This window comes from Niallia sp. FSL M8-0099, from assembly GCF_038006945.1.
Lineage (GTDB): Bacteria > Bacillota > Bacilli > Bacillales > Cytobacillaceae > Niallia > Niallia circulans.
This window is the reverse complement of the sequence record NZ_JBBOWF010000001.1, coordinates 2,628,148-2,643,983: the sequence shown is the minus strand read 5'-3', so window position 1 is coordinate 2,643,983 and position 15,836 is coordinate 2,628,148. Positions and strand designations below refer to the sequence as shown.

General features: G+C 34.4%; 17 protein-coding genes and 2 pseudogenes. 15 read left to right on the top strand and 4 right to left on the bottom strand.

Annotated features, from left to right (window positions below; genetic code table 11):
* Positions 1–21: 21 nt before the first annotated feature.
* The 13 genes and pseudogenes from NSQ92_RS13125 to NSQ92_RS13065 all read left to right on the top strand — a co-directional run bounded on the left by NSQ92_RS13125 (position 22) and on the right by NSQ92_RS13065 (position 11,057).
* Positions 22–2,421: an Ig-like domain-containing protein gene (locus NSQ92_RS13125; RefSeq protein ID WP_341152839.1), complete on the top strand. Its 2,400-nt coding sequence runs from the start codon at positions 22–24 to the stop codon at positions 2,419–2,421.
* 127 nt (positions 2,422–2,548) lie between these two features.
* Positions 2,549–3,310 carry a GNAT family N-acetyltransferase gene (locus NSQ92_RS13120; protein WP_251687675.1) on the top strand — a complete coding sequence of 254 codons (762 nt, stop codon included), beginning with the start codon at positions 2,549–2,551 and terminating at the stop codon, positions 3,308–3,310.
* 127 nt (positions 3,311–3,437) lie between these two features.
* Positions 3,438–3,968 carry an RNA polymerase sigma factor gene (locus tag NSQ92_RS13115; RefSeq protein ID WP_047941062.1) on the top strand — a complete coding sequence of 177 codons (531 nt, stop codon included), beginning with the start codon at positions 3,438–3,440 and terminating at the stop codon, positions 3,966–3,968.
* Positions 3,952–4,665, top strand: coding sequence for a DUF4367 domain-containing protein (locus NSQ92_RS13110; protein WP_341152838.1), 714 nt, complete (start codon positions 3,952–3,954; stop codon positions 4,663–4,665). The genes NSQ92_RS13115 and NSQ92_RS13110 overlap by 17 nt, the downstream gene beginning before the upstream one ends.
* Before the next feature lie 90 nt (positions 4,666–4,755).
* Positions 4,756–5,167 (top strand): annotated as a pseudogene (locus NSQ92_RS13105) (NUDIX hydrolase).
* A gap of 266 nt (positions 5,168–5,433) precedes the next feature.
* On the top strand, positions 5,434–5,793 hold the full coding sequence (locus NSQ92_RS13100; protein ID WP_053215599.1) for a GNAT family N-acetyltransferase: 360 nt from the start codon (positions 5,434–5,436) through the stop codon (positions 5,791–5,793).
* A gap of 41 nt (positions 5,794–5,834) precedes the next feature.
* Positions 5,835–6,689: a DUF2785 domain-containing protein gene (locus NSQ92_RS13095; RefSeq protein WP_341152837.1), complete on the top strand. Its 855-nt coding sequence runs from the start codon at positions 5,835–5,837 to the stop codon at positions 6,687–6,689.
* A 2-nt stretch (positions 6,690–6,691) separates the two neighbouring features.
* Positions 6,692–7,234 carry a DUF4269 domain-containing protein gene (locus NSQ92_RS13090; RefSeq protein ID WP_047941060.1) on the top strand — a complete coding sequence of 181 codons (543 nt, stop codon included), beginning with the start codon at positions 6,692–6,694 and terminating at the stop codon, positions 7,232–7,234.
* A gap of 28 nt (positions 7,235–7,262) precedes the next feature.
* Positions 7,263–8,003: an alpha/beta hydrolase family protein gene (locus tag NSQ92_RS13085; RefSeq protein WP_336044928.1), complete on the top strand. Its 741-nt coding sequence runs from the start codon at positions 7,263–7,265 to the stop codon at positions 8,001–8,003.
* Positions 7,994–8,569 carry a histidine phosphatase family protein gene (locus NSQ92_RS13080; RefSeq protein WP_047941058.1) on the top strand — a complete coding sequence of 192 codons (576 nt, stop codon included), beginning with the start codon at positions 7,994–7,996 and terminating at the stop codon, positions 8,567–8,569. Before NSQ92_RS13085 ends, NSQ92_RS13080 begins: the two co-directional genes overlap by 10 nt.
* Before the next feature lie 111 nt (positions 8,570–8,680).
* Complete coding sequence (gene istA, locus NSQ92_RS13075) at positions 8,681–9,970, top strand: IS21 family transposase (protein ID WP_061801336.1); 1,290 nt, start codon at positions 8,681–8,683, stop codon at positions 9,968–9,970.
* Positions 9,970–10,728, top strand: a complete 759-nt coding sequence (gene istB / locus NSQ92_RS13070; RefSeq protein WP_061801337.1) for an IS21-like element helper ATPase IstB — start codon at positions 9,970–9,972, stop codon at positions 10,726–10,728. The genes istA and istB overlap by 1 nt, the downstream gene beginning before the upstream one ends.
* Positions 10,729–10,754: 26 nt before the next feature.
* The gene (locus NSQ92_RS13065; RefSeq protein WP_341152836.1) at positions 10,755–11,057 is read left to right on the top strand and encodes a hypothetical protein; all 303 of its coding nucleotides are present in this window, start codon (positions 10,755–10,757) and stop codon (positions 11,055–11,057) included.
* A gap of 59 nt (positions 11,058–11,116) precedes the next feature.
* Here NSQ92_RS13065 and NSQ92_RS13060 read toward each other — a convergent pair whose 3' ends face one another.
* Complete coding sequence (locus NSQ92_RS13060) at positions 11,117–11,425, bottom strand: hypothetical protein (RefSeq protein ID WP_235850599.1); 309 nt, start codon at positions 11,423–11,425, stop codon at positions 11,117–11,119.
* Between the two features lie 157 nt (positions 11,426–11,582).
* On the opposite strand from NSQ92_RS13060, the gene NSQ92_RS13055 reads away from it, so the two are divergent.
* Entirely contained in the window at positions 11,583–12,560 is a 978-nt protein-coding gene (locus NSQ92_RS13055) for an HD domain-containing protein (RefSeq protein ID WP_095320842.1), read from the top strand.
* A gap of 81 nt (positions 12,561–12,641) precedes the next feature.
* On the opposite strand, the pseudogene fosB reads toward NSQ92_RS13055, so the two are convergent.
* Together fosB and NSQ92_RS13045 are read right to left on the bottom strand one after the other, a co-directional pair.
* Positions 12,642–13,060: pseudogene (gene fosB / locus NSQ92_RS13050) on the bottom strand (metallothiol transferase FosB).
* A gap of 159 nt (positions 13,061–13,219) precedes the next feature.
* Positions 13,220–13,660, bottom strand: a complete 441-nt coding sequence (locus NSQ92_RS13045; protein ID WP_047940297.1) for a GNAT family N-acetyltransferase — start codon at positions 13,658–13,660, stop codon at positions 13,220–13,222.
* 107 nt (positions 13,661–13,767) lie between these two features.
* Between NSQ92_RS13045 and pdxR the strand changes: the two genes are divergently transcribed.
* Positions 13,768–15,180 carry a MocR-like pyridoxine biosynthesis transcription factor PdxR gene (pdxR, locus tag NSQ92_RS13040; RefSeq protein WP_341152835.1) on the top strand — a complete coding sequence of 471 codons (1,413 nt, stop codon included), beginning with the start codon at positions 13,768–13,770 and terminating at the stop codon, positions 15,178–15,180.
* Positions 15,181–15,253: 73 nt separating this feature from the next.
* On the opposite strand, the gene NSQ92_RS13035 is transcribed toward pdxR, so the two are convergent.
* Positions 15,254–15,793: an isochorismatase family protein gene (locus NSQ92_RS13035; RefSeq protein ID WP_341152834.1), complete on the bottom strand. Its 540-nt coding sequence runs from the start codon at positions 15,791–15,793 to the stop codon at positions 15,254–15,256.
* Positions 15,794–15,836: the final 43 nt, after the last annotated feature.

Sequence of the window (15,836 nt, the reverse complement as noted above, 5' to 3'; positions counted from 1 at the left end):
GACTTACAGGGGGAGAGTTTTTTGCGAAAAAAAGTGCATTTATTTATAGCTATTATACTGCTGTTATCATTATTTGTTCCTTATGGTTCTAACAGCAAAATAAAGGCAGCTTCAAATGCGATATCGATTAATTTCCAAGCAGATGATGCAGTGATTGATCCAAATCGCCCATATATTTATATGGTAGAAACAGGTAAGCCTATTTTGCATAGAGTAAATTATCTAACGGGAGAAATAAAAAAGATAAATCTTAAATACCCAGCAGAAAAAGTGGAAGTATACAAGGACAAAGTCTATGTGACTCAGCATTTAATGAAACATTCATATTATACGGAAAAGGGCTTAAAAGGAGCCATTGCAGAAGTGGATGCCGGAAATTTTACTTTATTAGATACCTTTCCAATATCCACAGATCCATGGGATATTGCGATCGATCAGAATGGCTACCTTTATATAACTCCTGGTTCTAATCAATGGGAAACTATTAAGGTTTATTCCTTAAATTCGAAAAAAGAAGTAGCAGAAGATGCTGGAAATGATAATACATCCATTTACATGGAATCTAGTATTTCCTACAATGAAAAGTTACACCGTCTTTATACATTGGACTCAGCAATAAGTCCAATAGATGCCTATGCCTATCTAATTGATAATGGCAAGATTGTAGACCATTATGACTCCCCATATCACGGAGACTATCATTTAAGCTCGGAAATGGTTATAAGCCCAGACGGACAATATATGTACAATATGAATGGGGTTGTATTTCGTTTATCAACTGTACAAGAAGAGGATATGACTTTCGATTTTGAATTTAGGATGGCCAATGATGAGGAAAATAATGAATATGAAACTTTTAATGACATTGCCTTTGATGATTCTGGAAGAAGAACTTATATAGCTAGTAGTTTTGGGGGAATAGATGTTTATGGCTATGGATCTGCCGATTATTACTATTCATTAAAAGAAGATTATTTTGTTCATTCTCTCTTTTATCAAAATGGATTAATTGCTATCTATGAAGATGAGAACGGAAATAATTATGTAGAGTATATGAAAAACACTGAGCCGTCTTCCTTTGAATTAACGGATTCATTGTTTTATGATGTTAAAAATGACGAGTGGGCAAGTTTAAGACAAGATAGTAGTAATCTGGAAATCGATTCTGAACTTTTATTCTTTTTTAATCAGGGGATTAGATGGAAGGATAGAAATGGAATAACTCTTATGGAGGGGGATAAGAAGATTCCTATTCAAATAGAGTCTGATGATAATTATTTGCATATACTCCCAGAATTATTAACAAAGGGAAAAAAATATAAATTAACGATAAATAAAAATGCTATTACCGGTTATGCAGGCAAAAGCTTGGATCGTGATATTGTCATAACATTTGGGACGATTGTTGAACCAGTGTCAGAGGTGTTTCTGGAAAAAGATAGTTCACAAGCTCCCAAGATGTATACATTTATTGGAGGAACTACGGGAGGAAGCAACCCTCTATATGAGTTTTATATAAAAGAGGGAAATAATTGGAAAAAAATACAAAGCTATAGTAGGAATAATAAGCTAGAATGGCAGCCAGCAGGTACTGGAACTTTTCAATTTAAAGTATATGCGAAAAGTTCTGGTAGTAGGAATCTCTATGATTCTGTACGCGAGTTTAGCCAAAAAGTTACAGATACAATAAAGCCGAGTATTACTATTACACAAAAAACTAAGAAACCAACAAACCGAGATATAGAACTCCAAATAACCGCAAAGGATAATTTGGGAATTCGGTATATCCAGCTACCTGATGGGAAGAAAGTGAATAATGAAAACGTAAAGTATATGGTGAAAAAGAATGGAACATATACCTTTACTGTTGTAGATTTGGGAGGAAATAAACAGGTTAAGTCTATAACCATAAAAAATCTCGATAAAACACCTCCAAAGGAACCTCAAATTAAGGAAGTTACAGATAAGTCGACAACTGTATCAGGAAAAGGAGAAGTAAATGCAAAAGTTGTAGTACTGGCAGGTAAAAAGGAACTAGGAAAAAGTACAGTACAAAAAGATGGTCGTTTCCAAATAAAGATTTCAAAACAAAAGGCAGGAACCAAATTAGTAATTAAGATAATAGACGCAGCTGGGAATAGTACATCCAAAGCAATAAAAGTTATCGACAAGACTCCTCCAGCAAAGCCAAAGATTACGACAAATGTAACATCGAAGACGACACTTATTGCTGGAAAAGCAGAAGCGAACGCAACTATTACTATTTATAATGGAAAGAAATTCGTGCAAAAAACAACAGCTGATGGAAAAGGTTCCTTTAAAATGACAATCAAAAAACAAAAGAAAAATACAAGCTTATTGATATATGCACAAGATAAGGCAAAGAATAAGAGTCAAGCAACAAAAATAAAAGTGAAATAAAATAATAGGATATCGTTTGTGTAAGAAAAGACGATATCCTATTATTATAGTTTTTTCCATAGTTTCTATAATTCGAAGTTTTGGCAGAAATGAGTGAACATTTTGAGATGGGGAGTGGAGAAACATTTTGAATAAAATAGAGCTGATTGAATTAACCGCAGAAAATATACAAGCAAATGGCTGCTATTGTTTAAGAAGCAAACAGAAGTCAACAGGCTATCAAGCAAAAAAAGCATGGTTAATGGATCAATTTGGACAAGGATTGAAATATATTCAACTAATGGAGAATGACAAGCTGGCCGGTTTTATTGAATATACACCCATTGAACATTCCTCCAGAGTAGTATATGGGGAAAATTACTATGTCATCCATTGTCTATGGGTAAATATAACGGGTAAAGGCTATGCAACTCAGCTAATTGAAAAGGTAATTCAAGATGCAAAAAATCATAAAAAGAATGGCATTATCGTGGTAACAAATCCAACAACCTCTTGGACGCCAAGCAAGGAAGTTTTCTTAAAAAAAGATTTCACTGAACTAGAAGATGCTCCCTATGGATTCGAGTTATTAGTCTACAAAATAAATGAAGCAGCAAATCCATATTTTCCGAATGATTGGGAAGAACGACTGACACTTCATAACAACCAATTAACCATTCTCCGCACAGCGCAATGCCCCTATATCGATATAGCCATCGATAATGTAATAGAAGCAGCTAGTAAATTACAAATAAAGGCAGAAATTCACCATCTCCAAACACGTGAAGAATTATTAAAGCTGTCGCCAACTCCATATGGTGTTTATGGAGTGATTTTTATGAATAAATTAGTCGCTTATCACCGGCTTACAGTTCATTCTGCGATGAAAAGAATGAAGGAATTTATATAAACAGAGAATTACCGAAAGTGGACCTCTTTGCAGGAATCCACTTTTTATTTTTGAAAATATTTAAAAAAAGTAAAACTTTTTAGAACTCTATCCGTCTATACATAGAATTTTTAATAAAGGAGGGGAAATGGTGGAAAATGAGAAAGATAAAATCATCTTAGAATGGTATGAAAAGTTTGGAGAAGCTATTTTTAAATATATTTTCATCATGATTCAAGATTATCAGCAAGCAGAAGATTTAACAAACGATACTTTTTTGAAAGCTTTTATCCACTTGGAAACATTTAAAAGGGATGCAAGTGAAAAAACGTGGCTGTATCGAATTGCTCATAATCTCACCGTCGATATGATTAGAAAAAAGAAGCCGGTAATACTGCTAAAAGAAGCTTTTTTATTTAAAAAAGATGAGAATCCATTACCTGAAGAGATGCTGCAGATCAGAGAACAATCATTAGAAATTTACAAGGCGTTAAGTACCTTGAAATCAACTTATCGAGAAATCATTATTCTAAGGAAACTAAAAGAATTCTCTATTGAAGAAACGGCAGGGATTTTAGGATGGTCAGAGGCTAAAGTGAAGTCAACCTTATTTCGAGCCATGAGAGCTTTGGAGAAAGAATTAAAAAAGGAGGGAGAATTAAATGGAAAAATTATATAAGGAACAACTAGATACAGAATTGAGGGACTTAGAAGCTGATATATATTGGAATAAAGAACGTAAAGATGCTTTGCATTTAAAGCTGAAGGAGCAGATGAAGAATAATCGGAAAACGAAAAATGCACTTCAACCATTCCCTTTTGTGGCAATTATAGGAGTGGCAGCGATTCTCTTTCTTTTCACTCAAATGGAAATGGAATCACTCCCATTTGAAAAAGGGGCAGCAAAAAATGCAGCTTTCGATATGGAAGCGGATCAAGATGAAAGAGTAGTTTTTACAGTTGAAGAGCAGAATAAAATCGAAAATAAAACAACTGTTTATCTATCAGAGGAAGCGATATTACCATATAACCTAAATACTAAAAATTTATCTTCCATTGTAGTTGTCGGTGAACCAAAAATAAGTGCGAGAAAAGAAAAGCGTTCCATTCTAGTTAATGTTGATTATCCGTTAAAGAATGGCCAATATTTTTCTATCCATTCAGAAAAAAAGCCTAATAATATGCGAGGAAACGGAATAAATAGTGTGGTGAAAAAAGAATACGAGATCACGATTAATAATCAAGAGGCTGTTTTAGTAGATATGGAGAAAAAGCCAAAATTAATACTAAAAACAGATAGATACCAATATACTATCTCGGGTGTAAAAGATGTAAGAGATTTAATCAAAATTGCCGAAATGATAGAATTTTATTGAAGAACAGAATGATAAATTTGTGATTGGAAAATTAATTGTTATTGCTAGCGAGGAAAATCCGAATGGTAAAAATAAGGGAGAGTTAATACATTGAGAAATAGGGGTTCTGTTGTTATTAGCCAAGGGAACAAATTTTGTTTAATTAAAAGAGTAAGAGATAATTCCGTTTATTTTGTTTTTCCTGGCGGAGGAATTGAAGCAGATGAAACGCCCTGAGCAAGCAGCTAAACGGGAAGCATTCGAGGAGTTAGGGGTAACTGTCGAACTAAAAGAATGCCTTGTAGAATTAGAGAAGCAAGGAACTCAGTATTTTTTTCTAGCTGATATCATTCATGGAACGATTGGATCAGGGCAAGGTGAAGAGTTTACTAATTCTAATCGAGATCGTGGCACTTATTTGCCTATGTGGGTAGACATAGATGATTTAACCGTTATGGATGTAAAACCTAATATCGTAGCTAAAAAAGTGCAAGAATATTTTGCTAGAAAGCATTCATCTTAGAAAAAGTGACCTTTTTTATCGAAGGTCACTTTGCTTTTTTGGTTTTGGAAATTTAATCATATTTTGAGGTTTAATGGTATAATTTTGAAGGGGAGCGAACCGAGTTTTGATCTTAAAAAGCTTATGCTAAAAAAGCATCATAACAGGTTGACTGGTATGAATTTGTATTTTGGAAATTGTTTTGGCTGACAAAGTTGACAAATAAAAAATAGGTAGGCAGACGACATGAAAATAGAAATACGAACATCGCAAGAGAAACCAATTAAATGTTTGGGATAACATTTTTTCTATATCCTGCTCCGTTCTTTCCTTCCACCATCCTGCATTTTTATATAGTTCTATCACCTCGCAAGCCTTCTGTAGGTGCATGGGAAAAGAACAAGCTCATTGGGTTTGCAAGAGCAATATCGGATGGGATTTTTAGAGCGTATATAGAGGATGTTGTTATTTCCAGCTCCTTTAATCGGAAAGGAATTGGCATAAAGCTAATTGCTAAAATGGTAGATGAATTATCTAATATTGATGTTATCAGTTTATTTTGTGAGGAAGATTTAATTTCCTTTTACAACAAGAATGAGTTTAAAAAAAGCAACTCACAGTTTGTCATGCATAAAGTAAAGAAATGAAAATGGATTATACTTCCCTAGTTTTTGATAGGAGTGAGAATTTGAATTTAATAGAAAATATAATTGCAATGAAGGAACAAGAGTTAAAGTACTTCTTAGGAAATGATAAATTGGATGAAATAACATCGGATGAAAAAACAAAACAGAAAGTCATCCTGTCCATGCTTAAACATATTGGCTCCCCTGATAGCGAGTTAAGAGATAACTTGATTTATCAAACATTTTGTCAGTTTATATTGGAATCCAAACTAGATAACGATCTATTAATTGAAATATTAGATATTTGTATAAGTGATCAATTTTTATTTAAAGGAATTGGCGAAAAGAATACAGATTCTGTTTTCACTCGTTCTTTCACCTCTTTATTAATAGCACTTATACTTTATCAAGATAATCGCGATGATTTCTTATCAAGGGCAAAGATCCTTGAAGTGAAGGATAAGTTGATTAGCTATGTACATCTTGAAAAAGATGTGAGGGGATATGTTAGAGAAAAAGGATGGGCCCATAGTGTTGCACATGCAGCAGATGCTTTCGATGAACTTGTCAAAAATAAAAAAATGAAGCAAAGTAATTATCCAGAAATAGTGAAGGCGATTTTGGGTAAAATCTATCAGTCGGAGAGTGTCTATATTCATGATGAAGAAGAACGCATGATTATTCCCATTGTACAAATGGCAGATAACGGTTTAGAGAAGATAAGGAAGGTTTGTCTATTATTGTCAACGATAAACTTTTTAAGAAATTTTTGCAATTCGCTACCAAGAACCAATAATTTTCTTCCTCTAATTCATTCTTATCTTTCTCTAACTCCTTCCTCCTATTTTTTATCCAAGATTCCAACACTTCCTTCTCTACACCCAGTCGTACTCCATGCTATAAAGGAGATTTATTAACGATGGACTGGATACTATTTGATACGCCAGATTATTTACAGGGAGGTAGTGCTAAACAGCAGCAAGCATATTTAGCATTGAAGAAATTAAAAATAAATGAAATTTTACATTCTTATAAGCCAATTCTTTGCGGAACCATTCCAATTGGAGTGGATATAGAGTCTTCCGACTTAGATATTATAATGGAAGTCTACGAATTTGAAATTTTTAGCCAGATTGTCATCGATTATTTTGGAAAAATGAATCATTTTCGCCTAAAAAGATTAATGATTAGAGAAGTGGAAGTAATAAAAGCAAATTTCTATTTTGATGGCTTTGAATTTGAATTGTTTGGTCAGCCTATCCCGGTTAAGCAGCAATATGCGTATCTCCATATGATAATTGAACACGCCGTTTTAAGGATAAATCCATCCGTAAAAGAAGAAGTACTTATACGAAAGAAACAAGGCTATAAAACAGAGCCAGCTTTTTGTCAGGTTCTAGGATTAAAAGGTGATCCTTATCAGGCGCTGATAGAATACGGGAAAGCAAAGAGATTCATTTAAGTATCAGCAGAAAAAGGCAGGGACAACAGTGGAAAGAAAAATAATCGGTGAATGGAAGTTTTATCAATCTACGAAAAATATTCAAAATAAAGACAAAATTGTAATCTTATATCATGGTTGGGGTGGAACAGCGAAGGGATACATAGAGTTGGCCGAAGAAGTTGCTCAAGAAGGGTATGGCGTATTAATTCCTGACATCCTATATCACGATGAAAGATTTCCTTTAGAAGATTACTTTGATTACAACATTACTCAGCAGTACTTTTGGGATACTATTTTCCATACTATTGATGAATTCAATGATTTTTTAGGCGTAGTAGGAATAAAGAAAAACAGTATCATATTAATAGGCAATTCAATGGGGGGATTTATAGCAAATGGTATTTTTGCGAAAGAGCCTGACATAAGTGGCTTGGCAAACATCAATGGCTCGGGTTCCTTCCTCCTTACAGAAAAATTATTTCGTATACGAGATGATAGAGAAGAGATGTCTCAAGAAGAAGAGAAGTTATTAAAGAAATACGATCCAATAAACACAACGAGGAGTCTATCACCAGTTCTTCTTATGCATGGAGATAGTGATACGATAATTCCAATCGAGAGTCAAGAAAATTATTATAAGTATCTTAGCCAGGAGAAGGGAAGAACCAATGTGGAGTGGGGAATTTTTGAAAAAGTGAATCATGCATTTACACCCGAAATGGTAGAGAAACTTATTGCTTGGTTAAAGGAAATCAAAAATAAGGATGAGTGGATAAGATGGACTTAATATTTATACGACATGGAGAGGGAGAACACACACTTAACCTTCCTGCTAGTTTACAAAAAAGAAATCCTTCTCTCACAAAAAAGGGGAGGGATCAAGCTAATAAGCTAAAGGAACGTTTGCCTTTAACCACTCAGGATATTGTGTTTATTAGCCCCTTAGTAAGGACATTGGAAACAGCTATGCTATGGACTGATGGAGTCGATTGTAAAAAAATAGTAACTCCTTATGTTTCTCCAAGGATGTTCCCTCTCTTAACGAATAAACAAACCTTGCCTTGTGATCTAATGATGGAAAAGGAGAAAATACTAGATATTTTTCCTGTCTTTGAACTAGACGACAATCCCCCTGAGTCATTATGGGAGAACGGATTTAATACTGTTATAGATAGTGAATTTACAAGACAGGCGGAAGAATTTTTAGCAAATTGTAGACATTTAAAAAAAGAGAAAATCTATATTGTTTCACATGACGGCACCATTACTTCCTATCGCCAGTTAATATTAGGGAGACCGTTAAGTAGAGATGATTTTCCGAAAGAGACAGGGTGGTTTCAGATATCATGTTGATTAGGATGGGGGTGTATGCTAGAAATGCTATTTTAAATATGTACAATAATGCTTGGATAAATATGTACAAATTTGCTTTCATTTTACATACTAGTCTTGAGGTGACTAGTCATGTATATATCATTAAATGTCGATGTTAATTTTGAGATTAATAGTCTTTCAGACTTACCAAAATTCAAACAAATAATGGAGCATATGAAAATGAAAATTAATAAGAGTAAATTGGCTGAAGAACTTGGAGTAGATCGACGAACAGTTGAGAAATATCTAAATGGTTTTGTCCCCAAGAGGACAAGAAAAAAGTCCTCAAAAATTGATGAATATTATGAAGTGATCGCTGCTCTTTTATCTGAGGATTCTAAACAGGTGTTTTATTATCGGCGGGTGCTTTGGCAGTACTTAAAGGATAATCACGGTTTAGACTGTGGTGCTTCGACCTTTCGAGCCTATATCGCTCGAATACCTGAATTTAATGCTTACTTTGTGGAGGACAAACGTATTGCTTCTCCGAAGGGGACGGTTCGCTATGAAACTCCGCCAGGTAAACAAGCTCAATTAGATTGGAAGGAAAATATTCAATATGAAACAAAAGATGGCGAGCAGGTCGAGATCAATGTAGCTGCGCTTATTCTATCTACTTCAAGATTGCGAGTATTCCACTTGAGTATTTCCAAGTCACAAAGTACGCTGTTTTCCTTTCTAACAGAAGCTTTTGAAACGTTTGGCGGTGTTCCTGAGGAACTCCTTACGGATAATATGAAAACAGTGATGGATGAAGCAAGAACGGAACATTATCCGGGTAAAGTGAATGCAAAGTTTGAGCAATTCGCAAAAGACTTTGGCTTTAAAGTGAAAGCCTGTATCGCTGGCAGACCAAGGACAAAGGGAAAAGTCGAAACGACAATGAAATTGTTAGACGAAATTCATGCCTATCAAGGACAATTCTCTTTAGAGGAACTGCATCAATTTATACAAGAGTTAGCCAACAGAGTGAATCACCAGATTCACCAAGGGACAGGAAGAATACCAATGATTGAATATAAAAAAGAAAGGAACCACTTACTCCAGCTACCAACTGATAAAGTAAGAGATTCCTATCGCATTAAGCACACACAAGTAAAAGTCAATGCATCCAACATGATCTCCTACAAATCAAACCAGTATTCCGTACCACCAGAATATCAAGGAAAGAAAGTAGGTTTACAAGTGTATGATAACAACTTATGGATTTATTATAACATGAAACTTATTGCACAGCATCCAATCAGCAAAGCGAAGCTAAATTATCAGGAAGCACATTATAAAGCAGGTTTGGCTGTTTCAGCCCCTTACTATAACTATCCGGAAATCGATGATTTGGCAAAGAAAAATCTAGCAACGATTGGAGAAGTGTATAAATAATGAATCTATCCACTAATTATCAACAATTATTAAGAAACCTAGAGTATCTAAAGCTGAAGCAAATGACTCTACATTTAAATGAAGTAATTGATTTCGGAGTCCAGAACCAGCTGTCATTTATTGATACGTTAATCAAGTTAACCAACTATGAAATTGATGTGCGAGAACAAAATATGACGCAGTCGATGGTAAAGGTGGCTGCATTTCCACATATGAAAGAAATAAAAGATTTTGATTTCACTTTCCAAACCTCAGTCAATCAGCAACAGATTCAAGATTTTCTAACCTTTCGCTTTATTGAAGAGAACGAGAATATTGTTTTCTTAGGACCAAGTGGTGTTGGCAAAACACACTTGGCCACCGCCATAGGGATTGCGGCAGCAAAGAAAAGAACAAGTACCTATTTCATTAAATGCCATGATTTAATTCAGAATTTAAGACGAGCACGATTGGAGAACCGCTTAGAAACTCGTCTAAAACATTATACAAAATATAAACTATTAATCATTGATGAGATTGGTTATTTGCCAATTGATCAAGAAGATGCGAAATTATTTTTCCAACTGATTGACATGCGATATGAAAAGCGCAGTACGATCTTAACAACGAACGTAAACTTTAAGGCATGGGATGAAGTATTTCAGGAGCCTAAGCTGGCAAATGCCATCTTAGATCGCATCTTACACCATGCGAAGGTTGTGACAATGGTGGGAAATTCCTATCGTTTAAAGGATCATTTAGTGCAAGAAAACGAGTGATTTTGTACATCCTTAAACGAGCGAAAATGTACATATTTGTGTTGACATTTATATGTATGCCGGTAAAAAGAAGATTTGGTAATCATAAAAACTGGAAACGGATAATAGAAAAGCAATATGCTCAAACGTTTATGAAGACGGAAGAGTTTACAGGATATTTGGCGCTCTTTCATTCAATAAAGGTAGTGGAGTCAGTAACAAAAAGGTATGATCAGAAAGTTGTGTGTATCCTTGATGATGGCTATATGTGGCTTCATCAGTTTCCCTTATATAAACATCATTCTGTCACTACTATGTTTAATGCAGATGGAGATAAGGTTAGTGGGTGAGGCTGAACAAAAAAGCAAATAAAAACCACTAAACTTCAAGTGGTTTTCGTAAATTTATATTAATGTCCCATTATAAGCGTGCCTAGTATATGGTAAAAAATAGGGAACAAAAACAATACTACATTGGCAATTATACCTACTAGTGATAAGGTATCTCTATTCCGTTTATACCCTAAAAAGCCGATGACTGCTCCAAATGGACACAAAAAGAGCGGCATAAGAACAGGTAATCCTTGAATTTTCTCCAACGGAATGATGTCTGTAAAAAAATTAAGAATCAATAGTCCAAGGACAATAGGAAAAAGAATCGATAGCACACCTAAAAAGCTGCTTTTATTACTTTGTTTTTCTCTGATTTTCTGATGCACATTCATACTCCTTTCAGATTTGCTTTTCATAAATTCACTTTTTGAAAACATGAGAGGATGAAACTTTATATGTATACTTTACTATACAATTATTGGAAGTGTATGTAATTTTTCGAAAAAAGTTGTATTTTTACATTTAATAAGAGGGAGAATAATTTTGCTAATATCTGATAAACTGTACGGGAATTTTGAGATAGAAAAAGTTTTAATAGAATTAATAGAAAGTAAGCTAATCCAGCGATTAAAAGGAATTCATCAAGGTGGAGCAAGTTATTTAGTAAATGAAAACTGGAATGTAACGCGCTATGAGCATTCAATTGGGGTTATGCTTTTAATCCGAAAGCTTGGAGGTTCGATAGAGGAACAAATTGCTGGTTTATTGCATGATGTGTCTCATACTGCCTTTTCCCATATTATTGACTTTGTCTTAGATAAACAGAATGAGAATTATCATGAGGAAATATTTCTTTCTGTGATAAAGGATTCTGAAATACCGATAATCTTAGAAAAATATCATTATGACTATGAGAAAATAATCGGAGACGATTCTAAATGGACGATTTTGGAGCAGCCTGCACCAGAATTATGTGCCGATCGTGTGGACTATACATTACGGGATATGTATACATATGGAAAAATATCGTTAAAGGAAGTAGAGGGGTTTTTAGAAAATGTTGTAATAGTTGAAGGGAAAATGTGTTTACAACATGTCGATTCGGCAGAATGGTTTGTTGAAACCTATTACAAAGAGGTCATCGATTTTTTCATGCATCCATTAAATATTTATGGATATGACCAGTTAACAAAAGTTTTAAAAGCAGCTTTAGCTCATAGCATCATACAATTTTCCGATTTTTTAGGGGAGGATAAGGAGTTAATTCATAAAATAAGTACAGCCAAGAATGTGGAGCTCCAAATGCTATGGAATAAGCTCCATCCCAGTGTGAAAGTAATCGAAGATGAAGAGGATTTTGATATCCATTTAAAGAATAAGGTTCGACTTATTGACCCATTAATTTTCTGCCGAAATAAACTAATAAGTGCTTCAAGCCTTTCGCAAAAAATTCAAGGGATGAATCATGCAGCTTTGCAAAAAGCGAAGAAAGGTGCTTATGTAAAAGTGATAGAAGCGTAAGGGTTTGATGATCAGTTTTTTATTATTTTTTCCTCTGACTTACTGCATGATTCTTAAATTAATGGTTAATCCCTGTATAGGTCATTCATAAAAAGTCATATGTGGTTTTTCGGTTTTATAGTAATGGATGCGGTCACTTAATGTTCCGGTATGAAATTCGAATTTATGGCCATCAGGATCAGTAAAATAGATTGATTTTTTATCTTTTTATCTCTTTCTCTGCCATCGAGAAGGGAAACATTAAGGTGCTCTAATTTTTTTAATGTTTTATCATAGTCAGCTTCCTCTATCGAAAAGGCAATATGTGTATAAGAATGGTGAATCTCGTTTCTTGGAATCTCTTTCTCTTCGTTTAAGGCTAACCATATTCCACTTAAATCAAAATAGGCGGTAGAACGACCTTTTACTAGCAATTTTGCATCAAAAACCTGTTGGTAAAAAAGAATAGATTTTTCTAAATTAGAAACAGAAAATAACAAGTGATTGAGTCCATTTATCATTGTAATCCCTCCTGTTATTATAATTTGTTAAAAGCTTAAATAATTCCTTTTTTAATAGTAATACAATATATTAAAAGGATACTAGTTATTTATGAGTGTTTTTTTAGTAACGATAAAAGAGACATTTCCTTAAGCAGCAAATGTCTCTTTTACTTTCCATTAGATTTTTTTCAGATAAACATAGCTTACTTTATCATATTCCATTTTCTCTTCATAAAAGCGATGGGCATCGATTCGCTGTAAACCAGAGGATAAAGACACGATAGGATAGTCATTAGCGACAGCCCACTCATGAACATAGTTTAATAATACCTTTCCATATCCTTTCGACCGATGCTTGCTGTCTGTAATTAATTCGCATACCCAGATGAATTTGCCGTTATACAAGGTTATCATAGGCATAAACCCACAAAGGGCGACAATTTCATTCTGATTATAAAGTGCAATCAAACGGTAGTCTTCTTTTTGAACAGACTCTGACACTAATGTAAGATAAGTATCCAAATTTAATTGCGTTCTCAATTGTTTCATAACAGGAAAAGCTTTTTCCCATTCTGCTTCAGAAGTTAATTCTTTAATAAGTAATTGGTCATTTAACATATCCAATCCTCCCTTTCTATCTCTAATGTAATGGCAATCTGGTATAATCTAAAGTGCCAGAATTGTTCTTTTTAAAGGTATCAGCTGAAGGGAAGGAGTGGATACTAATGCTAGAATTAACACCAATTTTACAGAAGGATAGTGGAAAGCCCCTTTATATGCAGTTAGCGAATTTTATTAAACAAGAAATTATGAATAAACATATTTCACCGAATGAAAAATTGCCATCGAAAAGAAAGCTGGCGGAACATTTGCAAATTAGTTTAAACACAGTCCAATCGGCCTATGACCAACTTTGTGCAGAAGGATATGTGGAAAGTATTCCGCGAAAAGGATTATTTGTATTAACTATTGATGAAGAATTTCGAAATCGGTTCGATACAGAAGAGAATAAGGAAAAGCAAAAGGTGGAACAGGAAAAGCCTGTGAAAATAGACTTTAATTCAGGAAATGTCGATAGTAGCTATTTTCCCTATACTACTTGGAGAAAACTTTCTATGCAATCGATATATGAAGATCAAAACTTCTGGTTTTCGAATGGAGATCCACAAGGGGAATTTAATTTAAGAGAGCAGATTGCTAAACACTTATATGCGACAAGAGGCGTAAACTGTCATCCCGACCACATTATTCTAGGTGCAGGTACGCAAATGCTAATTGGGTTAATTGGTTTATTGATCGGAAGGGATAAAACATACGCCCTTGAAAATCCGGGCTATCATCGAATTAGAGTAGTTTTTCAAGATATGGGGATTAAAGTTTTACCAATTTCGGTTGATGACAATGGCATGAATGTTTCGCAATTGAATGAGAGTAAAGCAAATATTGCTTATGTAACGCCTTCTCATCAGTTTCCTTATGGAATGATTATGCCTATTACACGTCGATTAGAATTGCTTAAATGGGCAGAAAAAAACGGCGGTTATATAATAGAAGATGATTATGATGGGGAGTATCGCTATAAAGGAAAGCCGATTCCGGCACTTCAAGGACTAGATAAGAACAATCGGATTATTTATCTAGGAACCTTCTCAAAATCCTTAATTCCATCTCTGCGCATAAGCTTTGCTGTCCTCCCGAATTCTTTATATTCTACATATAGGAAGCATTTTACCGTGTATAAACAGACTGTTTCTCGCATGCACCAAGACACTTTATATCGTTTTATTAAAGAGGGCCATTGGAATAGTCATTTAAATAAAATGAGAACATTATATCGAAAGAAGCGCCAAGTATTACTGCAAACGATTCAACATCATTTAGGTGGATTTGTAAAAGTGATTGGAGAAAATGCTGGCCTTCATATTGTTTTAGAAGTTCATACTGAGTGGACAGAAACACAATTAATAGAAAAGGCATTGATCTTTGGAGTTAAGGTATATCCACTTTCCTTGTATTACTTTGAGAAACGCTATACAGGTAATCCAAAAGTAATTTTAGGGTATGGGGGATTAACAGACACAGAAATGGAAGAGGGTATTGGTTTACTGAGAAGTGCTTGGGAGATCGGGAGTGATTAATGAAATTAGCTAAACAAAAGCCATTTTTAAGATGACTTTTGTTTAGGAATTTTAGATTATTCTTGCGAGAAAATTATCGATATGTATCATGAGTAGGTGTAAACAAATCCTCGGCAGCATTGCGAACTATGGAAAAATGATCGACATTATAATGGCCATGTAATATTGTATTGTGATGTTTTATAATGGTCTCGGCAGAAAGGATAGAAGAATCAGTTGTGGAATGGCCATCCCCAACTAGCGTGACATCTATATGATTAACCGTTGCTGTTCGGACCGCTGTATCAATACAATAAGGAGTTTCGCAACCCATAATAACAAGATGGTGCATTTCTTTTTCCTGTAGATACTCTAATAAACCTGTTCCATAGAACGCATTGGTTTTAACTTCGCGAGGGACATTTATATCGGAGTGAATGTCAAATCCAGGTCCTTTTCCTCCTGCAACATCTTTATCTCTTACAAAAATGATCTCTATCCCTGATTCAATAGCTTTCTTTATTACTAAATTGATTGATTCTAATAAACCTTGTTTGTTATAGACCCCTTTTGCTTCTGCGTTTCCTTCAACCAGCTCTTGTTGTACATCAATAATTAATAATGCTTGATTCAATCGAAAAACCCCTTTAAACAAGAATAGTAGTAGCTTTTTAACT